The organism is Saccharothrix sp. NRRL B-16314, assembly GCF_000716595.1.
Taxonomy (GTDB): Bacteria; Actinomycetota; Actinomycetes; order Mycobacteriales; family Pseudonocardiaceae; genus Actinosynnema.
Genome location: NZ_JNXC01000036.1, coordinates 46,477 through 71,584, shown reverse-complemented (window position 1 = coordinate 71,584; position 25,108 = coordinate 46,477). Strand labels below are relative to the sequence as shown.

Genomic DNA, 25,108 nt, shown 5'->3' with positions numbered 1-25,108 from the left:
GGGTGGGCGGTGGTGGGTGTGGTGGGTGCGGTGGGTGTGCGGGGTGCGGTGGGTGTGTGGGCGGTGGGTGTGTGTGGGGCGGGTGTGCGGCGGTTGGTGGGGTGGGTCGGAAGAATCCGATGTGGACTGCGCTGTGGTGCTGTGGTGCTGTGGGCTGCGGCGGCGGTGGGCGGTTGGTGCGGCTCTACGAGATACCCAGGTGGTTGCCGGGCCGGCGGCAGGTCGAGGTCGAGGTCTGGGTTGGGGTCTGAGTCGGGGTCGGGCCGGCTTGGTCGGGCGATCTTGGGCGGGTCTGGATTCGGGGTGGTCGGGTCTGGCGGTTCTGGTCGGGTGCTGCGCCACTGCGCCACTGCGAGCCGACCCGGGGTCGGGCGTCTCGGCGACGGGCTCGGTACGGCATTCGGCGGCGGGTTGGGGGGCGGCTCGGGTGGCGGGTGAGCTCCGTGGCGTTCTTGGGGGCGTGCGTGACGGCGTGCCTGACGGCGGGCGCGGTGGGGGTCGTGATGGGTTTCGCAACGGCTTGAGTGCTGAAGTTCATGACTCCAGTGTCGAACTGGCGTTCGAGGTGTGCAAGATCACGATCGAGTGATGTTCCAGCCCGCAGAGAACACCCCTCGCCCACACGACAACCTGCCACTCCGTCTGCGACCATCCACGCTGTGGCGGTTCCGCGAAGCCCGGTCGCATGGGCGCTGGTGCTGCTGGTCGTGGGTCTGGCAGGCATCGCGGCAGCGGTCGCGTTGTGGTGGCCGCGAACGTCCACCGAGGTCCACCGGGTCGCCGCGACCGTCGTCGCCCCCGCCTCCTGCGGCGACGTGGACGCCTACGACCGGGTGGAACTCAAGGTCGGCGACCGGACCCACACCGCGAAGCTCGACGGTTGCGGCCACCAGCGGAACGAGGTGGTGGAGGTGGTGGTCCCCGCCGACACGAACGGCGAGTTCACGGTCCAAGCCGCTGCCAGCACCCCCGAGGGAATGCCGCTCGAAACCAGGCTGACCGTGATGCTGATGTGCCTGAGCGGCCTCGCCGGCGGCCTTTACGCCTACCTGTGGACCACCCGTGGTCAGCCGACCGCGTCCGCCGAAGCCGCGTAGGTGTTGCACGACGTCGTGACACCCGTCGTGAACCCGTGCGACGCCCACTCGCCCTGATTGTCCGGGCTGCCGTGCGCGTTCTTCTCCGGGGGCTCCTCCACCGCGTAGTGGAAGTCGTCCGCCGCCTCTTCGGCCAGCCCCTGCCCGATCGATCCGGACGCCGCCACCAGGAACATCCCCGCGAAGCAGTTCGCCTGGAGCTCGATCCGCCGCGACATCTCCAGGCCCGCCGGCGTCTCCTCGCCCGCGTCCACGATCTTGCTGTCCGCTGCCCGCAGCAATCCCGTCAACGCCTGCACGTGGTGCCCGTACTCGTGCGCCAACGTCGCCAGGTGCGACCCCGCGCGCTCACCGCCACCGTTGTCACGCAGCCGCCGCGTAGGCATGTAGATCGTCCTGTTGCGACCGCAGTAGTAGGCGACCGCCTCGCTCTCCGCGGGCGCCGTGCCGCACGGACCGTCGGTCAGGTCCGGCGCCGTGTCCAGCGCGGGCGGGTCGAACGGCAGGTTCGCCTGCACCAGCACCGGCTGCCACGCCTGGTCCAGGCACGTGACCCCGGCCTTGTAGTACGCCGACAGCTCTGCGTCCGACAGCCCGAACGCCGGCAACGCGCACGTCACCGCGGGCAGACGGGTGGCCGTGGCGAGCAGCGGGTGGTCGGCCAGCCGGTGCACCGCGCGCGGCCTGGGCGGCTCGGTCGGGGTGGACTGCGCGACAAGCGCACCCGGCGCGGCCACCGGCCGCCCGCTGATCCGCCGGGACGTTTCGAGCTGCGTGATCCCGCCGAGACCCAGCACGCACAACACGATCAACGAGAACACGCCGATGAGGGCGATCGGGTTGTTCCTGGGCTCCTCGGGCGTGTGCACGGTCCTCCAGTCGGGTCAGCTGACGTCCGCCGCGCTCGCTACCCAAGTGTTGCACGCGCTCGTCTCGTTGTTTTTGAAGCCGTGGTTCACCCACGCGGAGTTGCGCTCGGGCGCCCCGTGGTCCCGGTTGGGGTAAATCGGGTAGTCACCACGGTTGCCGGCGTCCGTCAGGGCCACCGAGATGACGTCCGCGGGCACCGCGCCGTGCGACAGGGGCGCCAGCGTCATGCCGCCGAAGCACGTCGCCTGGAGCTCCTTGCGCCGGTTGAGGTCGAGGCCTTCCGGGGTGTCCCAGCCGCCCTTGTCGTACTGGGCCTGGCCGGACGCGCGCAGGATGCCGGACAGCCACTGGACGTGGTGGCCGTACTCGTGGGCGAGCTGCCCGAGGTACTTGCCGGGGTGGTTCGGGTTCGCCGCGCCCTGCTCGTTCGCGTAGTGGTTCGGCGTCCAGTAGATCGTGCCGTCGCAGTACATGGCGGTGCGGTCCGGGCCCATGGAGCCGCACGTGTTGGTGGTCTGGGACGTCACCATGACGAGCTCTACCGGCTGGTAGGGCAGGTTCGCGCGCTGGAACGACGGCTTCCACATCGCCTCGATGCACGGCAGCGCGGCCCGCAGGAACCGGTCCTGGCCCGCGGGCGAGTAGTCCATCCCGGGCAGCGGGCAGCCCTCGATGTTGAACGCGCCGAGGCCGGCCGCGTGGATCGGGTTGTCACCCAAAGCGATGACGGCCTTGGGACCGGCCTTCGGCTCGCTGGTCGACGTGGAACGCCTGCTGCTCGCCGTCGTGGTCGTCGTGGTGGCGCTGGTCGTCGTCCTCGTCGTCGGCTCGGGCGTGTAGGTGTAGCTCGCGTACCCGGCGGTGCCGGAATCGCGCGCCTGCTTGGAGTCGCGGTTCGCGGCGATGATGCCGACGGCGGCGATGGCGACCACGAGGAAGCCGATCATCAGCATCGCCACCAGCGGGCCGCTGCTCTTCTTCCGCGGCATCGGCGGGTACGGCATCGGCGGCGGACCCCAGCCCGGTGGCGGTCCGGGCGGCGGGCCCCAGTTCGCGGGCGGCGGCTGCGGAGCGGCCATCGGCGGCGGAGCCATGGACGGCGGAGCCAGGGGCGACGGCGTCACGGGTGCCTGCTGCGGCCAGGAGTCCTGGCGGGGCCACGGCTGCTGCTGGGGCTGCTGTTGCGGCTGTGGCCCGGTTTGCGGGTACTGAACCGGGGGCTGCTGAGGCTGCTGAGCCGGGTACTGCTGCGTCTGGGGCTGCTGGGGCTGCTGGGTCGGAGGCTGCTGCGCGGGCCACTGACGGGTCGGTTGGGGCTGCTGGGCCGGGGGTGCCTGGTGTGGCTGTTGGGGGTGCAGAGGTGCGGGCATCGGCGGCGGCCCGACCGGACGTGGCGGCGGCCAGCCACCCGGCGGCGGTGGTTGCGTCATCGCTGGTGGTCCCCCATATCGCGGATGCCCGAATCAGCACAAGAGCTTAGGGGAACTCCGCTATTCTCCGCGGCCGTGTTGAAAAACTGGGGAGCGGCGGCCATCTGCGCGGTCGCGCTGTGCGCGGGCGTCGGCACAGCGGCGGCGCAACCGGGCAGTACCGCCGGTCTGCCCGGGACGGTCGGCGCCGACGTGCGGCTCAAGCTGGAGCGCGACGGCAGGCTGAGCGTGACCGAGGTGGTCACCGTCCCCGACGGCGCGACCGCCACCCGCGTCGTCCCGCTGCACGTCCCGGTCGCCGACCACCGCGACCGGGTGTTCGAGGTCTCCGACGTGACGGTGGACGGCAAGGGCACGGCTACAGCATCGGCCGACGAGCTGACGATCGCACTGCAGGCGGGCACGTCGACGGTCAAGTACTCGGTCCTGGGCACCGTCGCGAAGATCGGTGACACGCTGGAGCTGCGCTGGCAGCCCGCGAGCGGCTGGGACACCGCGCTCGACTCGGTGAAGGTCTCCGTGATCACGCCGGACGTGCCGAAGTCGGTGAGCTGCCTGGCCGGCGAGCCGGGCACCGCCAAGCCGTGCACCAGCGCCGACCTGGGCGACGGCCGCGGCGTGCGGGCGGCCGAGATCGGCCTCGGCGCCGGCGAGCGGGTGGACCTGACGGTCGGGTTGCAGGAGGGCGCCGTGCCCGCCAACGCGCGGGTGGAGGAGACGTCCGGGTTGCTGGCGGCGTTCGCGCTGACCCCGGCGACCGGCGCCGGGCTCGGCGGGCTCGTCCTGCTGCTGCTCGCCGGCGGGATGGCGCTGTGGTACCTCCGCGGTCGTGACTCGCGGGCGCTGGGTGGTGCCGTCGGATCGGTGAACGTGCTGGTCACCGACGGTTCGGGACGGGTCGTGTTCGCCTCTCCGGACGGCGTGCTGCCCGGCCAGGTCGGCACCGTGGTGGACGAGCACGTGGACGTGGTGGACGTGACCGCCACGGTCGTGGACCTCGCGGTGCGCAACTACGTGTGGATCGAGGAGGTCGACGGGCACGACTGGCGGTTCGTGCGGCGCAACCCCGCCGACCCGTCGCTGTCCGGGTACGAGCGAGCTGTGTACGAGGTGTTGCTGCCCGAAGGGGAGGACGTGGTCCTGCTGTCCGGGCTGCGGGGCAGGCGGATCGACCTGTCCCGGGTGCGGGACGAGCTGTACGCCGACGTGGTGGCGAAGAACTGGTTCGCCCGGCGGCCGGACGCGGAGCGCAACCTCTGGTGGTGGGCCGGTGTCGGGCTGGGGGTGGCCGGCGTGGCGCTGACGGTGGTGCTGGCGCTGGTCGGGGCGGCGGCGTTGTTCGGGCTGGTGGTCGTGGTCGCCGGTGTGGCGTTGGCCGTGGGCGCGCGCTCGATGCCGGCGCGGACGAAGCGGGGCAGTGCGCTGCTGGAGCACGTGCGCGGTTTGCGCGGGTACCTCCGGACGGCGACTCCGCAGGACATCCCGGACGGCGACCGGGAGATGGTGTTCTCGCGGTCGCTGCCCTACGCGGTGGTGCTGGGGGAGACGGAGCGGTGGTTGGCGACGTTCGCCGGCACCCGGCCGGGGCTGTACTGGTTCGGCGAGGCCGAGGAGGGCGGGGACCTGCGGCGGTTCGCCCAGCGGTTCCCGGCGTTCCTCGGTGCGCTGGACGGCGTGCTGGCCCAGGCGGGGCACCTGCGCTCGCTGAACTGAACGGCGTGCTGGCCAAGCGGGGCACCTGCGTTCGCTGAACTGGACGGCGTGCTGGCCCAGGCGGGGCACCTGCGCTCGCTGAACTGAACGGCCGCTGGTCCGCAGGCGGCGGCCCGGCCGGCAGCCGGTCGTTCGCGCTGGGCGTAGCGGCGTGCGGCGGAGGCCGGGTGACCATCGAGCCCGGTCGCCGGGTCAACCCGTAGGCTGCGTGCATGGCGCTACCCGAACTGCACAGGTTCACGCTCCCCAACGGTCTGCGGGTGGTGCTCGCACCCGATCGCAGCGCCCCGGTCGTGGGGGTGAGCGTGCACTACGACGTGGGCTTCCGCTCCGAGCCCGAGGGGCGGACGGGGTTCGCGCACCTCTTCGAGCACCTCATGTTCCAGGGCAGCGAGAGCCTGGAGAAGCTGGCCCACTTCCGGCACGTGCAGTCGTCGGGTGGCACGTTCAACGGGTCCACCCACCCCGATTACACCGACTACTACCAGGTGCTGCCGTCTGCGGCGCTGGAGCGCGCGCTGTTCCTCGAAGCGGACCGCATGCGGGCGCCGAAGCTGACCGAGGAGAACCTCCGCAACCAGATCGACGTGGTGAAGGAGGAGATCCGGCTCAACGTCCTCAACCGACCGTACGGCGGGTTCCCCTGGATCCTGCTGCCGCCGGTCCTGTTCCAGACGTTCCCGAACGCGCACAACGGCTACGGCGACTTCACCGACCTCGAGAACGCCACAGTGGACGACTGCGCCGCGTTCTTCGACACCTACTACGCGCCGGGCAACGCCGTGCTGACGGTGGCGGGCGACTTCGACACCGAGGGCGCGAAGGCACTCGTCGAGAAGCACTTCGGTGACGTGCCCGCCCGTCCGGTGCCGCCACGGCCGTCGTTCGCCGAGGCCGCGCCGAAGGGCGAGCTGCGCGCCGAGCACACCGACAAGCACGCGCCGATGCCGGCGATCGCCCTGGGCTACCGCATCCCGGACCCGGTGACCGAGGTGGACGCCTACCTCAGCTACCTGGTGCTGGCCGGTGTGCTCACCGACGGCGACGGGTCGCGGCTGCAGCAGCGGCTGGTGCACCGTGACGCGATCGTGGTGGACGTGGGCGCCGGGTGCGGTCTGTTCGGGCCGTTGGAGGCGCGCGACCCCGACACGTTCAGCATCACCGCGATCCACCCGCCGGAGATCACCTCCGAGCAGGTCGTCGCGGCGGTGGACGAGGAGCTGCTGCGGCTGGCCGAGGAAGGGCCGACCGAGCAGGAGCTGGCGAAGGTCACCGCCCGCTGGGTGTCCACCATGCACCGCGAGCACGACCGGCTGACCAGCCGGACGCTGGGCCTCGGGTCGGCCGAGCTGCTGTTCGGTCAGGCCGAGCTGCTGTACGAGCTGCCCGCGAAGCTGGCCGGCATCACCACCGACGAGGTGGCCGCGGCGGCCAAGGCGCTGCGGCCGGACGCGCGCGCCGTGCTGCTCCTCAAGCCCGCCCAGGACGCCGACCCGAACGAGACCGCACAGACCACCGCCGACGGAGGTACCGAGTGAGCGCCCCGACCAAGCACCGCAGCGCCGAGGAGATCGGCCGTACGGCGCTCGGGCCTCGCCCGTTCCCGGAGCTGGGCGAGCAGCGGGCCGCCGCGGACATGGAGACCGTCGACACCACGCTGGCCAACGGCCTGCGCGTGATCGCGGTGCGCCGGTCGTCCGTGCCGATGGTGGAGGTGCGCCTGCGCATCCCGTTCGGCGACCCGGCCGCCAGCAGCGTCGGCTCGACCCACTCGGCGCGTGCCGAGGTGCTGGCGAACACGGTCCTCACCGGCACCGCGACCCGCAGCCGCGTGGACGTGGACACCGAGCTGGCGCTCGTCGGCGGCGAGCTGGACGCGGTGGTCGACCCGGAGCGCCTGGCGTTCTCCGGCAACGCGCTGATGTCCGGTTTCGACACCGTGCTGGACGTGCTGCGGGACGTGCTCACCGGCGCGACCTACCCGGTCGGCGAGGTCGAGCGCGAGCGGGCGCGGCTGGTGGAGCGGATCAGGTTGGCGCGGTCGCAGCCGAACGTGATCGCGCGCGAGGCGTTGCAGCGGCACCTGTACGGCGACCACCCGTTCGCCAAGGAGATACCGGAGGCGGACGAGGTCGCGGCGGTGTCGCAGGAGGACGTCCGCGCGCTGCACTCGTCGGCCGTGTTGCCGCGCGGTGCGGTGATGGTGGTCGTGGGCGACATGGAGCCGGACGCGGCGGTGCGCGCGGTCGAGGGCGCGCTGGGCGGCTGGACCGGTGAGGGCACCGCGGTGACGTTGTCGCCGTTGCCCGTCGTCCAGGGCGGTGACGTGCTGCTGGTGCACCGGCCAGGTGCCGTGCAGTCGCAGATCCGGCTGGCCGGGCGCGGCATGGTGCGCACCGACGAGCGCTACCCGGCGTTCCAGCTGGCGAACCTGGTGTTCGGCGGGTTCTTCTCGTCCCGGCTGGTGGAGAACATCCGCGAGGACAAGGGCTACACGTACAGCGCGCGCTCGCACTCGGAGTTCACGCCGGGCGGGGCGACGCTGCTGGTGGACGCCGACACGGCGAGCGAGGTGACCGCGGCGGCGCTGCTGGAGACCCGGTACGAGCTGGGCCGACTCGGCCTGGCGCCGCCGTCGGAGTCCGAAGTGGACACCGCGCGCCGGTACGCGATCGGGTCGCTGCTGACGGCGACGTCGTCGCAGGGCGGCTTGGCGTCGTTCCTGATGAACCTCGCCGGTCTGGGCCTGGACGTCGAGTGGTTCACCGGGCACCCGGCCAGGCTGGCGGCCGTCACCGTCGAGCAGGTCACCGAGGTGGCGCTGGAGTTCTTCGCGCCGACCGCGTTCACCGGCGTGCTGGTGGGCGACGCCGACCTGCTGGCGCCGCAGCTGCGGGCGTTGGGCGGCGTGACCCTGCCGTGAGCTTCGAGCTGGTGGAGCTGCCGGCCCTCTCGCGGTTCACCGTGGACCGGCAGGAGCCGTTGCGCGGCGACGCGCGGCGCATCGAGCAGTTGTGGCCGAAGGCGCGCGTCATCACGGTGGACGCGCAGGGCCGCACGTTGGTGGCCGACCAGGCCTCGCGCCTGGTCGACCACCCCGCCACGGAGTTCGGCGACGGTCCGCCGGACACCGCCGTGCTGCTCGGCGAGCAGGACGGCGTGGCGTACTGGGCGGTTCCGCTGACCGAGGACGAGACGGACGTCAAGGCGCCCAGCGGTCGGGCGTGGAGCGGGCCGGACCTGACGGACGAGCCGCAGTGGCTGGACCTTCGGGCGTGCGGCGCGATGCTGGACGACACCGGTGCGGGTCTGTTCACGTCGGCGGTGGCGTTGTTCCACTGGCACCGGTCGGCGAAGTTCTGCGCGGCGTGCGGCGGGCGGACGGAGTCGATCAAGTCGGGGTGGGCGCGGTCCTGCGAGCAGTGCGGGCGCGAGGAGTACCCGCGCACCGACGCGGCGGTGATCTGCCTGGTGCACGACGGCGCGGACCAGGTGCTGCTCGCCCGAGGCGAGGGGTGGCCCGAGTCGCGGTACTCGGTGCTGGCCGGGTTCGTCGAGGCGGGCGAGTCGCTGGAGGCGTGCGTGGCGCGGGAGATCGCGGAGGAGGTCGGCGTCGAGGTCGGCGGCATCCGCTACCTCGGCAGCCAGCCGTGGCCGTTCCCCCGGTCGTTGATGGTGGGGTTCGAGGCGGTGGGCGACCCGACCGAGCCGCTGCGGCTCGCGGAGGGCGAGATCGCGCAGGCGCGGTGGGTCAGCCGGGCGGACGTGCGGCAGGCGCTCGCCGAGCCGGGCAGCGTGCCGGACCTGCTGCTCGCGCCGGGCGCCTCGATCGCCTACCGGATGATCCAGTCATGGGTGGCGGCGGGCTGACCCGGCGCGACGTCGCAGGTCAGGCCGGTTGCAGCAGCTCCGGCCACGGCAGCAGGCGGACGAAGTCGGCGTACCGGCGCCACGTGATCTCCGGCAGTTCGGCGTGCAGCCGGCGCAGGTCGATGTCGGTGCCCACCTCGGTGAAGTAGCCGAACATCGCGGCCAGGTCCGCCGAGTAGCGCGCCACCACGTCCAGCGGCGGGCGGTGGTGGCGGACCGGGTGGCCGATGGCCGCCGTCAAGGCTTCCGCCATGGCCGTCGGGGTCAGGGCCTCGCCTGCCAGGTCGAGCCGCCTGCCCGCGAACCGCGCCGGCTGCTCCAGGGCCAGCACCGCGACGTCCGCGATGTCCCGCACGGCGACGAGGTGCTGTTCGCGGTCCGACGGCATAGGCAGGTGGAAGGTGCCCTCGCGCAGGCCCGCCAGCGTCCACTCGCCGAACTTGTCGTCGATGAACGCCGCCGGCCCGAGGGCCGTCCACCGCGGACCGGCGGTGGCCAGGTGCTCCTCGATGCGCTGCTTGCTGTCGAAGTGCGGGACGCCGGTGCCGCGGTCCGCGTTGGACGCCGAGGTGAACACGACGTGGTCCACGTCCCGGGCCGCGTCGACCAGCGCGATGCCGTGGCGGGTTTCGGCGTCGGTGTCGCTGCCGAACGGCGTGGTGACGGCGAACACGGCGCGGACGTCGCGCAGGGCCGCGCCGAGGGAGGCGGGGTCGTCGAAATCACCGTGGACGACGTCCGCTCCGAGCTGTCGGAGTCGTTGCGCCGCAACGCTGTGCGGGGTGCGGGTGAGGGCTCGGACGTGGTGGCCGCGGGTCAGGAGGGCGCGTGCCACGGCTCCGCCTTGGGCGCCGGTCGCGCCGGTGACGAGGATAGGTTCCATGAGCAAAGGTTGACGCTGAAAGTGTTCGCCGGTCAAGTCAATTTGGTAGGGTCCGGGTATGAGCCGACACGAGCCGGGCGACGCGCTGCTGGCGTGGCTCTACGCGCAGCAGGGCGTGGACGCGGTGCGGGTCGCGGTGGAACGGCGGATCGAGGCCGTCGCCGGGTGCTCGCTGCTGGAGCACGAGGCGCTGTACCGGATCGACATGAACGGCCGCCTGCTGATGTCCGAGCTGTCCGACCTGCTCGCGGTCAGCCCGAGCGGCGTCACGCGGCTGGTCGAACGGCTGGTGCGGCGCGGCTGGGTCGCGCGCGAGCAGCCGCCGGAGAACCGCCGGGTCGTCCACGCCGTGCTGACCGACGACGGGCGGCAGGTCCTGGCGGCCACGAGCGCCCCCGCGTACCGGGAGGCGGTCGCCGAGGAGTTCGCCGCGCCGCTGAGTGACCGCGACGTCGCGGACCTGAAGCGCATCGGGCGAAAACTGCTGGAGGCGCACGCCAAATGGGACGCCAAGCGGTTCGCAACCGACTAACGTCGGGACTTCGACACGCCCGTGTGGCGGCCGTGGTCCAACTCGCCCGATGGGGGTCGCCGTGCACCGCAAGCTGACCGTGCGCGACCTGCGTGCCGGTAACCGGGCGCGGGTGCTGCGCGCGCTGTACTTCGACCAGCCGCGCAGCCGCCAGGAGATCGCGGGCGTGACCGGGCTGAGCCAGGCGTCGGTCAGCACGGTGGTCGCGGAACTCCTCTCGGACGGCGTGGTGGTCGAGGCCGGGCAGGTCGACTCGGACGGCGGCCGGCCGCGGATCCTGCTGCGGGTCAACCCGGCTTTCGCGGCGGTGGTCGGTGTCGATGTCGGCGAGACGCACGTGCTGGTCGAGGTGTTCGACCTGACGTTGCAGCGCCTGGCCGAGGCGACGATCCCGATGGAGCCGGACGTCCACTCGGCGGACGACGTGGCGCGGCGGGTGCTGGCCGGGCTCGACCGCTGCCTCGCGGACAGCGGGGTGGGTGACGTGCTCGGCGTCGGGATCGGCGTGCCCGGTCAGGTCGAGCGGGGCCGGGTGTACGCGCAGACCGTCGGCTGGCACGGGGTCGCGTTGGAGCGGATGCTCAGGGACGGGACCGAGCTGCCGCTGTTCTTGGACAACGGCGCGAACACGTTGGGGCAGGCGGAGGTCTGGTTCGGCGCGGGCCGCGGCACGGGTGACGCCGTGGTGGCGTTGATCGGGTCGGGCGTCGGTGCGAGCGTCATCGCGGGCGGCGTGCTGTACCGCGGTTCGTCCGGTGGCGCGGGGGAGTGGGGTCACACGACCATCGCGCTGGACGGCCGTCCGTGCCGGTGTGGCGCGCAGGGGTGCCTTGAGGCGTACATCGGCGCGTCGGCGGTGGTCGAGCGGTACCGGGCCGTGCGGGCCGATGCGCCGGCCGAGCAGGAGGCGGCGTTGGCGGCGCTGGTGGTCGACGGTTCGCCGGAAGCCCGGCACGTCCTGGCCGAGACCGCCCGGTACACCGGGGTGGGCATCGCGAACCTGATCAACCTGTTCAACCCGTCGCAGGTGATAGTGGGCGGCTGGGCGGGGCTGCTCCTCGGGCCGGAGATCCTGGAGGACGTGCGCGCCGAAGCCGCCCGCCACGCCCTGCACCGGCCGTTCGAGCAGGCGTCCATCACGTTGTGCGAACTGGGCCCCGAGTCGGTCGCGCTGGGCGCGGCGACCCTGCCGGTGGCCGAGTTCCTCGCCGCGGGCGGCGTCCGCCACCGCACCCCCACCCGCGTGGTCTAACCGGTCGGGGAGCCCCCGGCCCGCTTGCCGACCGCACGCAGCGCGCCGGCCACCACCGCTTCCATGCCGACCTCCGACCGGATCGCGTACAGGTCGGCCAACATCGGTGAGTGGTTCACGAGTTCCTTCGGGTCCAGCTCGTGGAGGACCGGGATCAACCTGGTGCCGTGGCTGCTCGCCATGCTGAACAGGCCGTTCGTCTCCTGCTTGGTCCAGAACTTGTGGAAGAAGTGGGCACTCATGATCAGGATTCCGGCCTGGGACCGCCGGATGCCGCGGTCGATCGACTCCCGAACGCTGTCACCGGGCACCATGGTGAACTCGTCGTACCAGACGCGCAGTCCGGCGCGGTCCAGTTCGGCGGCGAGTGGGCGGACGAAGTCGTCCTTGTCCTCGTGGGCGTGACTGATGAAAACGTCCCATGTCGACTTGTCGTCCATGATCACCCCGGATTTCAACCACAGCAGCCAGCGTTCGTGCGATGTCACCGGAGTCGACCTGCCGTGAGCCAGGGCCAGCGCCCTGAGCACGAGCTGCCCGGCGAGCTCCCGCGTGCTCAAGCCGTTGGCGCTGCCGGTGAAGATCTCGGCGAAGCTTTCCAGCGGCTTGTGCTCGTCGGTGCGCGCGGAGGGGTCGAGGACCAACTCCGCCAGTACCGCGGCGCACTGCCGTGCGGTCGTCCGCACTTCCGTCGCGTCCATGCGCTTCGGATTCCGGCAGTGATCGAGCCACGCGTCCGCCCAGTGATCCCTGGCCAGGCCGACCCGGGCCAGTTCCGATTCGAAGATCGCCCGGCGTTCGGCCCGGGTCAGCACCGGCTTGCCCGTGAGCAGTTCGAGCAGTTCGCGCAGGCCGCCGCCGAACTTGCCGCGGCGTAGCCGAGTGTCGAGCTCGGCAACGGTCACCGTCGTCCGCGTTCCCGGGCGAACGGCCCTTCGCGCCGGTTTGGGCCGGTCGAACGCACCGAGAAGGCCGCTGATGTCGTTGGCGGTGCGCACATCGCCGGTGTGCAGCTTGAAGCTCACATCGTCCGACTCGATCGCGTTGAGCGCCTTCTCCCAGAGCCCCCGATAGGACTCCCCGCCGTACAACTGGTGGACATCGGCCTTGCTCAAGGTCACTTGCCGACATTACCGAGACGGCGGGAAAGGTCCCGGGCTAGGGATCGACGCGGTCGAGGGCGGCGCCGTCCCAGGTGGTCTGGGTGCAGGCGACGCCGCGGCCGTTGCGGGGGCGGAGGACGTCGTAGATGTGCATCCGGGGGATCTTGTCGGAGACGCCCCAGCCGCTCGGCCAGGTGATCACCCAGTCCATGTCCAGGTCGACCAGGAGACCCAGCATGCGGGCGATCGTGGGGTCGTCCAGCCGTTCGAACGCCTCGTCCAGCAGCACCAGGCGCAACGGCGACGAGTCGCCGCTCACCGCGTCGTAGAACGAAGCGGCAGCGGCGAACAGCGTCACGTACGAGATCAACCGCGTCTCACCGGACGACAGCTGCCGCAGCCGGCGTTCACGGGGACCGCCGTCCGGCGCGGTGTCGGCGACGGTCACGGTGAACTGGTGCCAGGTCCGGTAGTCCAGCGCACGGGACAGGACGTCCGCGTAGTTGCCGCTGTGCCGGTCCCGCTCCTCCTCGATCCGCTCCGTGAACACCCGCCGCAGGGTCGCGTCCTGCTCCGGCGTCCGCTCCGCGTACGGCAAGCGGACCAGCGTCAACGCGTCCCGGGTCGCCTCGTCCAGCGCTGCCGAGTGCTTCCACGCCAGCTTGACGTGCACACCCTGGCTCGACCGCGCCCGCGACAGCACGCCGTTCATCCGCTTGCACAGGTCCTCGGCCACCGCGATCTGGCCGCGCAACCACTCGGCCAGGTCGCGGATCAGGTAGTCGGCGAAGATCACCTGGTACTGGCTGTCCAGCAGACCGCGCTGCTCGCCGAGCTTCGTCGTCACCTGCCGCGCCGCCGCCGCGACCGGCCGGGCGCCTTCCTCACCGCTGACCATCACCGTCAGCAGCCCCGCGTGCTGGTCGGCGGTGATGTCGTGACTGCCGGCCAACGACGTCTGCAACGCCTGCAACTTGGCGATCACCGTCGCCTCACCCGCACCGCGCCGGTCGCTCCCGGCCAGGGCTTCGCGCACCGAAGGCACGTCCACCGGCACGTCCACCGGCCCGTCCGGCAGCGCGGCGGCCAGCACACCGGGCGCGTCGAGCGCCGCCTTGAAGTGCTCCGCCGCGCGTGCCGACACGTCCTGCGCCGACGCCAGCTGCTCCGCCGCCGTCTCGATCTGCGCCTTGAGCTTCGCCGCCTCCTCGCGCGCCGACGTGACGTCCTCCCGCACCCGCTTCAAGTCGGCCCGGATCTGCACCCGTGAACGCTCCACACCGGACAGCTGCTCGGCGATCTCCCGCGCCTCACCGCCGATCGCGTCGGTCAGCTCGGCCAGGGTCGACGCCTGCGTCCCGTAGTCCCGGCACCGCGCCTCGGCCTCGGACTCGGCGGCCACCCGGTCGTCCACGGCCGCGTGGTAGCGGTGCGTCGCGTCGGTCAGGTCCCGCACGGTGGCCTGGCACTGACGGCGCAGCACGTCACCGAGCCGGTCCGCGATGCGCTGGGCCTCGGCCGCGTCGCCCTGCGCGCTCCGGAGCCCTTCCGTGTCCGCCGGCAGCTCGGCCTCGCCCGCCTGCCGGACCACGGCGGCACGTGACGCCTCGTAACGCGCTTGAGCCGCTTCCAGCTCGGCCCGCAGCTTCTCCGCGTGGGCGGCGGCGCGGTCGGCCGTCTCCCGCGCCGTGTGGAGCCGCCCGTGCCGCGCGAGCAGGTCCCGGTCGGACGGGAACCGGTCGACGTACTGCTCCCACTCCTCGACCAGACCGCGTGCCGCCAGCAGGTCGGCCGCCGCGACGCCCAGGTCGGCCCGCAACGCCGACAGCTCGTCCTCCAGCTCGCCGATCCGCCGCTGCCGGGCCGCTTCCCTCGCGCCGGCGCCGATGAACTCGGCCATCTCCTTGCGCCAGCCGCCCGTCAGCACGCCCGCCTGCCACCGGCCGTCGACGGACACCGCGAACGCGCCCCGGTCGAGCGACACCGACGCGAGCAGGCCGGCGACCACCGAAGGGGACACCGGCGAGTCGGGCTCGACCGTGGGCACCAGGACCGACGCCAGCGACGGTCCGTCCACGGGGTCGGCCGCGACGGCGACGACATCGCCGTCCACCGCCCCGGTCGGCCCGACCCACGCGTCCAACAGCCCGGACGCTTCGAGGGCCGCCTCCAGTCCGGCGCGCTGCTCCACGTCCACGCCCGCCTGGAAGTCCACCAGCCGGTAGAACGGCGCCCCGGTCGACGGATCACGGTCGGCCGCCACGAAACGCCCCCGCGCGGGCGCCTGCGCCGTGCCCGACCGGAGGCCGGTCAACTCGGCGTCCCGCGCGTCGATGGTCCGGCTCAGCTCGGCGTTCCGCTGCCCGATCGCGTGCGCGCGCTCCCGCGCCGCCGTCACCAGGGGCCCGACCCACTCACGAGCCGCACCGGCCAACGCCCGCGCCGTGGACGGGTCCACCGACGCGGGCAGCGCCAGCCCGCCTTCCGGCCGGGTCGGCCCGGCGTCCTGCCAGGCCTCCACGTCCGCCAGCCACGCCTGCGCGACCTCGGCCAGCTCCTGCGCCTCCTGGTTGCGCAACGCCGCCGCCTCCGTGGCCGCGCGCTGCGCGTCCCGCGCGGTCAGCTGGAGGGCGTCCACCTGGCGTTGCGCGGTGTCCAGCTCAGCCGCCTGCGCGGCCAGCGCGAGCGCCAGGGCACCCCGCTGCCGTGCCGAAGACGCGATCGACGACGTGCGCGACACGAGGTCGTCCAACGCCGGCTCGTCCAACCCCTGCTCGTCCAACGCCGGCGGCACGCGGCGTTCGATCGGCAGCGGCTCGGCTTCCGGATCAGGCTTGGCCCGCACCGACTCCGTCCGCACCATGGCGTCCAAAGTGGACACCCGGGGGACGTCCGGCACCGCCGCGGGGGAGAGGCCGGCCGCGCGCAGGTGGTGGCGCAGCGGCTCCACCAGCTCCTCCGCCGAGCCCAGGTCCTCGGCCAGCCGCCGCAACAGCCGCAGCACGCCGTCGACCGCGCCGTCCTCCTGCAACCGCTGCTTGTTCGCCATGTCCAACGCCGCCACGGCCGACGAACGCTTCTCCGCCACCAGCTTCTCGCGCGTCTGCAAGTCCTGGAGATCCCGGAACGCGGGCAGCTCCTTCAGCGCGCCGATGGTCTCCTCGGCCCGCTGCTCACCGGCTTCCAGCTCCGACAGCGACTGCTCCGCCGCCGCACGGGCCGCCAGCGACCCGGTCAAGGACGCCGACAGCCGAGCCGACGCCCGTTCCAGCTTCCGCACCCCGTCCTCGGCCGAGCCCAACCGCTCGGCCGCCGTGCGCAAACCGCCGAACGCGTAGTCGGAGTACGTCTTGAGGAACGTCCCCAGCGCCGCGTCCGCCGACGACAGCCGGGTGATGTTCTCCCGGATCGACTCCAGGTCGTCGAACGACGTCGCCAGCTGCTCCACCATCACCTGGTCCAACGGCGGCAGCGCGTCGGACAGGATCTGCTCCAGCTGCCCTTCCAGCACCTTCAGCCCGACGTCCGGGTTGCGCAGCGTCCGCTGGAGGTGCAGGAGGTCGCCGTACCGGGCCGCGGGCACGCCGTACACGGTCTCCGCCACGCGAGCCCGGAACGCGGCCTCCTCCAGCACGCAGTCCGCGCCGACCAGGTCGCGCAGCTGCACCGGGCCCAGCGGCGTCCGCTCCGCGCCCACCAGCGCCAGGTCGTGCCCCACTCGCAGGGGCGTGATGAACCGCCACGAGTCGGTGATCGCCTGCGACGTCTTGGACGCCTTCACGCCCAACCCGCACGTCAGGAACTCGCCCTCGCGTTCCAGCTCGACCCACGCGTACCCGATGCGGTTCGGCCCGCCGTCGTAGTCGTCCAGCATGAGCCGCCGCAGCGACACCGTGTCGAAGCCCTTGGAGCCGACCTGCCGCAGGTCGCCGTCCAGGCACAGCGGCAGCAGCAGCTCCAGCGTGCGCGACTTGCCGGACCCGTTGGTGCCCTGGAAGATCGCGCGCCCACCGGAGAAGTCGAACGACTGCTCGGTGTACTGCCAGATGTTGACGATGCCGCCCCTGTGCAGCCGCCACCTGTTCACGCGGTCTCCTCATCGAACAACGACCAGCTCGGCACTTCGGGGACGACGACGGGCTCCGCTTCCCGTTCCGGATCGCCGTCGGGCTGCGGTATCCAGCGGTGCGCGGCGGCGTTGAGCAGCCACCCGTCATCCCCTGGCACCGCCAACCCCATGCGGCGCAGCAGTTCCAGCACCTCGTCGGTCAGCCGGTCCAGGTCCTCGGTGAACTGCTTCGACCACGCGGCAGGGTAGTCCTCCACCAACTGCTCGCACACCGACCGCAACTCCGCGCGCTCGACCGCGTGCCGGCCGTCGGGGCGCGGGTCCGCGGACAGCAGCTCGGGCAGCGCCAGCAACGCGATCCGCGCGACCGTGGACGTGCCGGGGAAGTACAGGTCCGTCAGGTAGTCCTCCGGGTCGGCGGCCAGCACGCCTTCCACCCGGCACTCGGTGTGGAGCCCGAAGCACGTCTCCAGCAGCGCGGACTCCTTGCGCTGGTTGCGCCGCAGCCAGTCCGCCTGCTCGGCCGGCAGGTCCGCGTACAGCACCACCGGGTTCTCCACCAGCTTGCGCCGCACCGCGTGCTCGACACCGCGCGGACCCGGCCGGGCGGCCAGCGCCACCAGCTGATCGGGCGACGTCGCCTCGGCCACCGGACCGGTGAGCAGCTGCCCGAGCAGGTCCGTGTCGATGGTGATCAACGCCTCGGCCTGCGCGTCCACCGTGCCCTCGGTCTCGTGCAGCACGCCCAGCGACACCAGGTGCCGCAACGCCGCCGTCAACGCGCGCCGGTCCGCCACGTCGTCCACGACGGTGATCCCGGCCTCCGCCGCCGCCGCGCGGATGTCCGCCACCAGCCGCGACAGCAGCGTCTGCCGGCCGACCCCGGTCAGCACCGCCATCGTCAACGCCACGTACGCGTACCCGCGCGGTGACATGCCGAGCACGCCGCGGGAGTCGTCGGCGCCCGGCCCGGACTTGTAGAGCCGGGCGAACCGCCGCTCCACCGCCAGCCGGTACCCGAGCGTCCGGGCGAACAGGTCCTGCAACGCGGCCCGGTGCCGGTAGACCAGCGACAGCAGCTCGCCGTCCGGGCCGTCCGCGCGCAGCAACGGCCGGCGCAGCAGGGTGCGGGCGCACCGCACCGCGTTCGCCGCGTCGATCTCGGAGAGGTCGTCGAACATCAGTCGAGCACCAACGTCGAGTCGTGCAGGGTCAGGGTGCCCGCGGCCGACCGGATGCGGGTCTCCCGGCCTCGGGCGTGCGCGACGGTGACCCGCAGGCCGCGCACCGGGTCGGTGGCCGAACCCGGGTCGAACGCCGTGTCCCGCTGCGCCATGGCCAGCGTCAGCAGCTCGCACAACACGCCCAGGGCCTCACCGGACAACGTCGTCTCGGCCAACCGGGGCGCCGCCGCGGCCAGCTCCGCCACCGACGCGGCCCGCCGTTCGTCCGCCTCCCGCGCCTCGGCCAGCAACGACTGCTCGGTCATCGGGTCGTCCAGGATCCGCGACGCCCGCCCCCGCGCGCCGCGATCACTGCGGCTGCGCACGCTCACGGTGACGTCGACCACCGGACCGTCCCGCCACGGCGTGCGCTCGTTGTCGCTGTCGTGCTCGGGCGCCGGCGAGACGTGCCGCGCGGAGTAGAGCCCGAACGCCGCCGCGTACAGCTCGTTGGCCTGCGCCCGGGACCCGGAGTCGAACCACGACGCCAGCTTCAGCAGCTCGGCCCGGCGGCTCGGCAGCAGCCCGCCGCCGGACGTGGCCCGCTTCACGCTGGCCAGCAGCGACCCGATCGCCCGCGCGGTGGCCTCGCGCAACGCCGTCACCTGGCTCGGCCGGCCGGGCCGGTCCACGAACCAGTCCGTCAGCTCCTGCCAGTCCTCGGCGGACCGCCCGCGCGCTCGTTCGACCTGCTCGCCGAGGTCGGCGCGGCCCAGGAGCCGCAGCAGCTCGGACCGCGCCGAGTTCACCCGCGCCAGGGCGTCCGCGATGGCCGGGGTGTGCCGCAGCACGTCCTCCACGACCATCTGGATGTACTCGACCAGCAGGTTCCGGAACCCCGAGATCTCCTCCGGCGCCAGGTGGTGCCGCGTCACGACCTGACCCAGGTACGCGTAGAAGTCGCGCACGGTCGCGGCCAGCTCGGCGTGCTGCAGGAACAGCGTGGTGACCTGCTCGGCCAGCACCTCGCGCGGCCGGCGACCGCCGCTGATCAACGCCTCCGACAGCGACTGCCCCAGCCCGCCCAGACCGCGTTCCACGGCGGGCAGCAGCTCCCGGGACACCTCCCGCGCGCCCTCGGGCACGCGCAGCAGTTCGTCCACGTCGCGCTGCACCCGGACCGCGAGCTTGCTGACCTGGTAGCGCACGCTGCCGTGCTGGAACTCGGCGATGCTCGACGCCACCACCTCGCGCCGGCCCTGCACCAGGTTGCCCCACTCGACCAGCTGCCGGAGCCGGTTGATCACGTTCTCGATGCGCGACTCGCCCGGCTCGACCCGGCCCTCGCGCTCGGCGCCGGCCAGGGCGCCCGCGACCTCGCCCGCGGACAGGTCGGCCAGCAGTGTCGAGGTGAACAGCCGCATGATCGCCAGGTACGTGCGCTGGTGGTCGCGCGCGTCCAGGTAGGCGTAGAGCTTGAGGCGGCCGGCTGGTTCCACGGTGGGCCACCCTAATGCGGCGGTCCGACACCTGCGGGCTACCGTGCCGGTGTGAGTCTGGGGCGGGCGGTGGGGTTGGTGCTGGGCGTGGCCGCCGACGCGGTGTTCGGCGACCCCCGGAAGTATCACCCGGTAGCGGGATTCGGGCGGGCTGCGGCGGCGCTGGAGCGCAAGCTGCACCGCGACCACAAGGCGGCGGGGGTCGCGCACACGGTGGCGCTGGTCGGCGGCACCGTGCTGGCCGGTGTCGCGGTGGAACGGCTGGGCCGGCGCAGCCAGGTGGCGCAGGCCCTGACCACGGCCGCGGCGACGTGGATCGTGCTCGGCGGGTCGTCGTTGGCCGACGAGGGCACCGCGATGGGCCGCGAGCTGGACGGCGGCGACCTCGAAGCGGCGCGCAATCGTTTGCCCAACCTGTGCGGGCGTGAGCCGCGCAAGCTGGACACGCTGGGCCTGGCGAAGGCGACCGTCGAGTCCGTGGCGGAGAACACGTCCGACGCGGTGGTGGCCCCGCTCTTCTGGGGAGCGGTCGCGGGCGTGCCCGGTCTGCTCGGCTACCGCGCGGCGAACACCCTGGACGCCATGGTCGGCCACCGCAACGAGCGCTACCTGCGGTTCGGCTGGTCGGCGGCCCGGTTGGACGACGTGGCGAACCTCGTGCCGTCACGGCTGGCGGCACTGCTCACGACGGCGGGCGCGCCGGTCGTCGGCGGGTCCGCGGGTGAGGCTTGGCGGACGTGGCGACGCGACGCGGCGGCGCACCCCAGCCCCAACGCGGGTCAGGTGGAGGCGGCGTTCGCGGGGGCGTTGGAGGTCCGGCTGGGTGGGCGGACCGTGTACGCGCACGGCGCGGAGGACCGGCCGGTGCTCGGCCACGGCCGCAACCCCGACGCGGGCCACGTGACGCGGGCGGTGGAGCTGTCCCGGGTCGTCGGCGCCTCGGCGGCGGCCGTGACCGCGGTCATCGCGCTGGTGCGGCCTCGTCTTCGGCGAGCTGCTCGGCGACGGACTTCCGCCTGACCTTGGTCTTGCCCTGGTCCCGGTCGCGGTCGTCCAGCGCGCCGCCGGGCCGGACCTCGCGGACGGTGAAGTACAGCCAGCCGCCGAGCGCCATCGCGCCGAACGCGATCCACTGCAACGCGTAGGAGAAGAACGGCCCCGCGTCGAGCTTCGGCAGCGGCAACGACTCCTCGACGCCGGGCTGGCCCTCGGTGAGCTGGAAGTAGCCCGGCCGGATGTCCAGCCCCGCCGCGCGCCCGACCACGGCCGCGTTCACCGAGTACACCTGGCGGTGCTGGTCCTCCTGGAACGCCTCGCGCTGGTCCGACTCCTCACGCCGGACCAACGCGACCAGGGTCACCTCGTCGGTCGGCACGGGCTTCAACCCGGGCACCTTGATGCCGTTGACGGGCCGCACGTAGCCCCGGTCGACCAGCACGATCGGACCACCGGTCAGCTGGAACGGGGTCAGCACCTCGAACGCCGCCTCGCCCTGGACGGTCCGCAGCCGTGCCACGGCCTGCCCCTCGGGCAGGTAGCGGCCGGTCAGCGTGACGCGCCGCCACTCGACGTCGGCGTTCGGCCGGTCGAGCAGCGTGGTGACGGGCACCGGATCGGTGCGGACGGACGAGGTGACCGCGCTGTTTTGCGCCTCGCGCTCCACGTCGCGGCTGAACTGCCACGGTGCGAGCAGCGTGAAGCACGCGCCCGCGAACACCCAGACCACCAGCGTCAAGGCCAGCCAGCCGGGTTGCAACAGGAACTTCAACCGCACGTGACCACGGTAAGCCCTAGGCCGTTGTGACCTGCACCCGGTCGAATCGCGTGGTGAAACCGGGGCCGGTCGGTGCCGCCGCCATCACCCCGACCAGCGCCTCCACCTCGGGCGGGAAGTAGGCGAGGCGCAGCATCGTGGTCGGCTCGGCGTCACCCATGCCGTAGCGGACGGTCACCGCGTCGCCCTCGCGCACGGCGGAGATCGTCGCCCGCTGCACCGGCCCGCCGGGCACCACGGACCAGTCCGACACGTCGCGCGTGACGACCGTGCTGACCTGGAACTCGTCGTCCACCAGCTCGACGCCCGCCTTGATCCAGTTCCGGCCGTCGACCCACAGCGCGATGCCGGCCTGGTCGTACTGGGCGGCGTAGTCGGCGGTGAACGAGGCCACGATGGTGAAGTCGCCGGTCAGCGGCACCCCGAGCACGTGCCCGCTGTCGCGGACGTAGCCGTAGTGCGTGGTCCGCCAGAAGTCGGAGTCCGGGTCGCTGGTGATGCTCAGCCCGTCCTGGTCGCTCCAGGCGCGGGGCTCGTTGAGCCACCGCCAGTCGTCGCGGTCGAACGCCTTGATCCCCATGTGCGACATCATGTCAGCGAACGTGCCGTGGACAACGCCTGTTGTGCGTAACCACGGCCGAACAGCGCAGCGTGGACGAGCACCGGGAAGAGCTGGTGCAGCGGGAACCGGCCGCGCCAGCCGTCGCCGAGCGGTGCCGCCTCGTCGTAGGCGGCGAGGACGCGGTCCAGGTGGGGGCAGCCGAACAGGGCGAGCATGGCCAGGTCGCTCTCCCGGTGACCGCCGTGGGCGGCGGGGTCGATGAGCCAGGCGCGGCCGTCGGCGGCCCAGTGCACGTTGCCGTTCCAGAGGTCGCCGTGCAGCCGGGCCGGTGGCTCGTCGGGGGCCTCGACCGCCACGGCGTCGAAGATCCGGGCTTCTCGGGCGGTCAACGCGCCCGCGTCCACGGCGAGGCGGGCGTAGTAGGCGATCCGGTGCTCCTTGAACCAGTCCGCCCAGGTCGCGGACGGGGTGTTCCGCATCGGTGCGAGCCCGATCGCCGCGTTCACCGGCCCGTGGGGCGGGGGAGCGCCGAACGCGGGCGCGCCCGTCGCGTGCAGGGCGGCGAGCCGACGCCCGAACTCCTCGGCAGCACTCGGTGTTGGTCGGCCGCGCTCCACCCGGTCCAGCACCAGCCAGTGCCCCCGGTGGCCGCGCACCCTCGGCACCGGCGGTCCTGCCGGCTCGGCCAACCACGCCAAGGACGCCGCCTCGGCCGACACCGCGTCCGGGTCGTCGTGCCGCTTGGCCACCACCAGGTCACCGTCGGCCAGGTCGACTTCCCACACGTCGCCGCCCAACCGCCGCGCCCCGACCGCGCGCACCCCGGTCAGCCCACCCGCCGCTTCGGCGGCTGTCACCGTCGTCCCCGGTGGCCCGGACCGCTGGTCACAGCCGTTCGCGCACCCACGCCAGCAGCCCCGGCACGGAGGCCTCGACCATCCCCACCACCGCGTCGAACCCGGCCTTGTCGCCGTAATAGGGATCGGGCACGTCCACGCCGTCCGCGTCCGGGTCGAACGAGCGCAGCAGCCGCACCCGCTCCGGTTCGGGGACCATCCGCCGCAACGCCCGCGCGTGCCCGGAGTCCAGCGCCACCAGCAGGTCCGCGTCGAGGTGGTCCTCACCGACCTGTGCCGCGGCGTGGTCGGTCGGGTAGCCGTTGTCGGCCAGCGACTTCGCCGCCCGGGGGTCGGCCGGGTCGCCCACGTGCCAGCCCCCGGTGCCCGCGCTGGTCACCTCCACAAGATCACCCAACCCGGCCCGGCGCAGGTGCTCGCGGAATATGATCGCGGCTACGGGGGAACGGCAGATGTTGCCGGTGCAGATGAACGAGACGGTCAGCGTCACGGCAGGTGAGTCTGCCAGGTGTGCGGCCCGGGTCCTCGCCACTCGAATCGGCCGGCGTTCGTGGGGGGTCCGCATGTCGGGGGTGCTGGTCGGTGTCGTCGTGCTGCTCGCGGCCACGGTCGCCGTGGTGGTCGCGGTGCGCCGCCGGTCCTGGCCCGAGACGCCCGCGTTCGCCAGACCACGCCCCGTGACGTCGCCCGGCGGACCTGCCCGCGACCCGGACGCCGGATTCTTCACCCACCGCGGTTTGCTGTTCCGGAAAAGGCATTTCTTCGTCGGCACGGGCTGCCCGCCGGTCCTCGTCACCGATTTCCGGTCACTCGACGTGTTGCGTCGGGAACAGCCTGTGCGCATTGCCCGGCACGGCATTCGAACGTGGTGGTGGTACCGGGACGAGTTCTATCGCGAGGCGGCCGGGCTGGGGCCCGACGACGTGCTGACCTGGGTTCGTGAGCGGGATCGGAGACTGCTGGCCAGGCAGGACCGGGCCCGGCTGCTGTCCGCGGCGGAGGAGAGCCTGCGAAAGCGCGAGAACGGGTAACGAACGAGCCCGTAATTCCGACGCCAATGTGTGGGGAATGCGTCGGGAAGGAAAGTGAATGACTCGCACATGTGTCGTGCGCCGGGTTCGTCCGTCCTATTCGGAGCGGGTGGCGCCGGGGCGCACCGGGGTGTCCGGGCGGCCGAGGAAGGTCGGGGACCGGTGAACGAGCCGTCGCTGTGCCGGTGGAACAGGTGCGAGGTGCCCTCGCTCACGCACCTGGTCATGAGCCTCGCCATGGTGTTCTTCGCCATGGCCAGCTCGATGGTCTGAACGGCCCCTGACTCGGAACTCGCAGGTCACGGGGTTGTGAGCCGTTTCGGCGGCACCCGGCCGGTCCGCCGCGCGCGGCTTCGGGTTTCGACAATCTCAGTGCGCTCTCAGGTGCGACGCGAGACGATCAACCCGTGTCCACCGTGAAGCCGTCGACCATGCCGACCATGCCGGCGCTCGCCCGGGCGCTGCCGAAGGTCGAGGACGAGATCCGGGCCCTGGCGACGTCGTCGTCATTACCGATCGTCAACACCTACACCGGCCGCATCACCGCGGCGGGCGGCAAGCGACTCCGCTCGGTGCTGATCCTGGCCGGCGAGCTGGCCGCGTCGGGCATGATCACCGACAAGGGCATCACCTCCGCGGCCTGCGTCGAGCTGCTGCACGCGGGCTCACTGGTGCACGACGACCTGATGGACAACGCCGAGGAACGCCGCGGCGTGCGCACCGTCAACGCGGACTGGGGCGTCGGCCCCGCCGTCCTCGTCGGCGACTTCATGCTCGCCCGCGCCAGCCAGGCCGCGCTCGACCAGATCTCCCCGTACGCCGCGAGCGTGATGGCGCAGTCGGTCACCCAGCTGGTCGAGGGCCAGGTGCTGGAGGTGCTCGACCTCTACAACGCGCACCGCACCCCGGACAACGCCCTGCGGTCCATCGAGCTGAAGACCGGCGCCCTGTTCGAGGTGGGCTGCGTGCTGGCCGCGCACTGCGCCGACGCCGACGACGCCACCGCCGCCGCGCTGTCCCAGTACGGCGCGCTGTTCGGCCTGATGTTCCAGATCCTCGACGACCTGCTGGACCTGGCGTCCACTGCGGAACGGCTGGGCAAGCCGGTCGGCAACGACATCCGCCAGGGCGTCTACACGTTCCCGCTGCTCAGGGCGATGACCTCGGACCAGCGAGCGCTGCTCGAGAAGCGGGGCCGCGACCTGACGGACGCGGAGCTCGACCACCTGCTGATGGAGCTGCGCGACACCAGCCTGGTCGCGGACACCCTCGCCCACTGCACGTCGCTGGCCGCGCAGGCGGTGCGCGGACTGCCGGACCTGCCCGAGTCGGAGGCGCTCGGCGTGCTGCGCGAGCTGCCCGGGGCCTACCTGGACTGGGCGGCGTCCCAGATCGCCTAGACT

Annotated in this window: 21 protein-coding genes; 10 read left to right on the top strand and 11 right to left on the bottom strand. The window is 72.6% G+C overall.

The genetic code is table 11. The features are described 5' to 3' along the window. Positions 1-659: 659 nt before the first annotated feature. A complete protein-coding gene (locus OQ02_RS41585; protein WP_156077475.1) occupies positions 660-1,097 on the top strand; it encodes a hypothetical protein in 438 nt (145 codons plus the stop codon). On the opposite strand, the gene OQ02_RS33740 is transcribed toward OQ02_RS41585, so the two are convergent. Next, positions 1,067-1,966, bottom strand: a complete 900-nt coding sequence (locus OQ02_RS33740; protein ID WP_033442710.1) for a neutral zinc metallopeptidase — start codon at positions 1,964-1,966, stop codon at positions 1,067-1,069. The two genes, OQ02_RS41585 and OQ02_RS33740, sit on opposite strands and share 31 nt — an antisense overlap. A 15-nt stretch (positions 1,967-1,981) precedes the next feature. Then, on the bottom strand, positions 1,982-3,091 hold the full coding sequence (locus tag OQ02_RS46830) for a neutral zinc metallopeptidase (RefSeq protein WP_269321657.1): 1,110 nt from the start codon (positions 3,089-3,091) through the stop codon (positions 1,982-1,984). Between the two features lie 381 nt (positions 3,092-3,472). Here OQ02_RS46830 and OQ02_RS33730 point away from each other — a divergent pair, with 381 nt between their 5' ends. From OQ02_RS33730 to nudC, 4 genes are all read left to right on the top strand, one after another. After that, positions 3,473-5,110: a DUF2207 domain-containing protein gene (locus OQ02_RS33730; protein WP_033442708.1), complete on the top strand. Its 1,638-nt coding sequence runs from the start codon at positions 3,473-3,475 to the stop codon at positions 5,108-5,110. Positions 5,111-5,322: 212 nt separating this feature from the next. Next, the gene (locus OQ02_RS33725; RefSeq protein WP_033442707.1) at positions 5,323-6,648 is read left to right on the top strand and encodes a M16 family metallopeptidase; all 1,326 of its coding nucleotides are present in this window, start codon (positions 5,323-5,325) and stop codon (positions 6,646-6,648) included. After that, positions 6,645-8,033, top strand: a complete 1,389-nt coding sequence (locus OQ02_RS33720) for a M16 family metallopeptidase (RefSeq protein ID WP_033442706.1) — start codon at positions 6,645-6,647, stop codon at positions 8,031-8,033. Before OQ02_RS33725 ends, OQ02_RS33720 begins: the two co-directional genes overlap by 4 nt. Continuing rightward, complete coding sequence (nudC, locus tag OQ02_RS33715) at positions 8,030-8,980, top strand: NAD(+) diphosphatase (RefSeq protein ID WP_033442705.1); 951 nt, start codon at positions 8,030-8,032, stop codon at positions 8,978-8,980. The genes OQ02_RS33720 and nudC overlap by 4 nt, the downstream gene beginning before the upstream one ends. 19 nt (positions 8,981-8,999) lie before the next feature. Here nudC and OQ02_RS33710 read toward each other — a convergent pair whose 3' ends face one another. Further along, on the bottom strand, positions 9,000-9,863 hold the full coding sequence (locus OQ02_RS33710; RefSeq protein ID WP_033442704.1) for an NmrA/HSCARG family protein: 864 nt from the start codon (positions 9,861-9,863) through the stop codon (positions 9,000-9,002). Between the two features lie 58 nt (positions 9,864-9,921). Between OQ02_RS33710 and OQ02_RS33705 the strand changes: the two genes are divergently transcribed. Together OQ02_RS33705 and OQ02_RS33700 are read left to right on the top strand one after the other, a co-directional pair. After that, on the top strand, positions 9,922-10,395 hold the full coding sequence (locus OQ02_RS33705; protein WP_051773113.1) for a MarR family winged helix-turn-helix transcriptional regulator: 474 nt from the start codon (positions 9,922-9,924) through the stop codon (positions 10,393-10,395). A gap of 49 nt (positions 10,396-10,444) precedes the next feature. After that, positions 10,445-11,647 (top strand): ROK family transcriptional regulator, encoded by a 1,203-nt coding sequence (locus OQ02_RS33700; RefSeq protein WP_033442703.1) that lies wholly within the window; start codon positions 10,445-10,447, stop codon positions 11,645-11,647. Here OQ02_RS33700 and OQ02_RS41580 read toward each other — a convergent pair. The 4 genes from OQ02_RS41580 to OQ02_RS33680 are packed head-to-tail and all read right to left on the bottom strand — an operon-like array spanning position 11,644 to position 19,481. Then, positions 11,644-12,768, bottom strand: a complete 1,125-nt coding sequence (locus OQ02_RS41580) for a TIGR02679 domain-containing protein (RefSeq protein WP_051773112.1) — start codon at positions 12,766-12,768, stop codon at positions 11,644-11,646. The genes OQ02_RS33700 and OQ02_RS41580 overlap by 4 nt on opposite strands. Positions 12,769-12,805: 37 nt before the next feature. Then, a complete protein-coding gene (locus tag OQ02_RS33690; protein WP_033442702.1) occupies positions 12,806-16,837 on the bottom strand; it encodes a TIGR02680 family protein in 4,032 nt (1,343 codons plus the stop codon). Next, complete coding sequence (locus OQ02_RS33685) at positions 16,834-18,000, bottom strand: TIGR02678 family protein (RefSeq protein ID WP_033442701.1); 1,167 nt, start codon at positions 17,998-18,000, stop codon at positions 16,834-16,836. Before OQ02_RS33685 ends, OQ02_RS33690 begins: the two co-directional genes overlap by 4 nt. Beyond that, positions 18,000-19,481, bottom strand: coding sequence for a DUF2397 domain-containing protein (locus OQ02_RS33680; RefSeq protein WP_033442700.1), 1,482 nt, complete (start codon positions 19,479-19,481; stop codon positions 18,000-18,002). Before OQ02_RS33680 ends, OQ02_RS33685 begins: the two co-directional genes overlap by 1 nt. Positions 19,482-19,532: 51 nt before the next feature. On the opposite strand from OQ02_RS33680, the gene OQ02_RS33675 reads away from it, so the two are divergent. Next, the gene (locus OQ02_RS33675) at positions 19,533-20,501 is read left to right on the top strand and encodes a cobalamin biosynthesis protein (protein WP_033442699.1); all 969 of its coding nucleotides are present in this window, start codon (positions 19,533-19,535) and stop codon (positions 20,499-20,501) included. On the opposite strand, the gene OQ02_RS33670 is transcribed toward OQ02_RS33675, so the two are convergent. From OQ02_RS33670 to OQ02_RS33655, 4 genes are read right to left on the bottom strand one after another with little or no spacing between them, the layout of a single operon-like run. Next, a complete protein-coding gene (locus tag OQ02_RS33670) occupies positions 20,443-21,255 on the bottom strand; it encodes an SURF1 family cytochrome oxidase biogenesis protein (protein ID WP_033442698.1) in 813 nt (270 codons plus the stop codon). The genes OQ02_RS33675 and OQ02_RS33670 overlap by 59 nt on opposite strands. 16 nt (positions 21,256-21,271) lie before the next feature. Continuing rightward, positions 21,272-21,847 carry a DUF1349 domain-containing protein gene (locus OQ02_RS33665; protein ID WP_231500335.1) on the bottom strand — a complete coding sequence of 192 codons (576 nt, stop codon included), beginning with the start codon at positions 21,845-21,847 and terminating at the stop codon, positions 21,272-21,274. After that, positions 21,844-22,674 carry a fructosamine kinase family protein gene (locus tag OQ02_RS33660; protein WP_033442697.1) on the bottom strand — a complete coding sequence of 277 codons (831 nt, stop codon included), beginning with the start codon at positions 22,672-22,674 and terminating at the stop codon, positions 21,844-21,846. Before OQ02_RS33660 ends, OQ02_RS33665 begins: the two co-directional genes overlap by 4 nt. A gap of 28 nt (positions 22,675-22,702) precedes the next feature. Beyond that, entirely contained in the window at positions 22,703-23,158 is a 456-nt protein-coding gene (locus OQ02_RS33655; RefSeq protein ID WP_033442721.1) for a low molecular weight protein-tyrosine-phosphatase, read from the bottom strand. A gap of 79 nt (positions 23,159-23,237) precedes the next feature. Between OQ02_RS33655 and OQ02_RS33650 the strand changes: the two genes are divergently transcribed. Beyond that, a complete protein-coding gene (locus tag OQ02_RS33650; RefSeq protein WP_033442696.1) occupies positions 23,238-23,705 on the top strand; it encodes a hypothetical protein in 468 nt (155 codons plus the stop codon). 407 nt (positions 23,706-24,112) lie between these two features. Then, on the top strand, positions 24,113-25,105 hold the full coding sequence (locus OQ02_RS33645; RefSeq protein WP_231500334.1) for a polyprenyl synthetase family protein: 993 nt from the start codon (positions 24,113-24,115) through the stop codon (positions 25,103-25,105). Positions 25,106-25,108 lie beyond the last annotated feature (3 nt).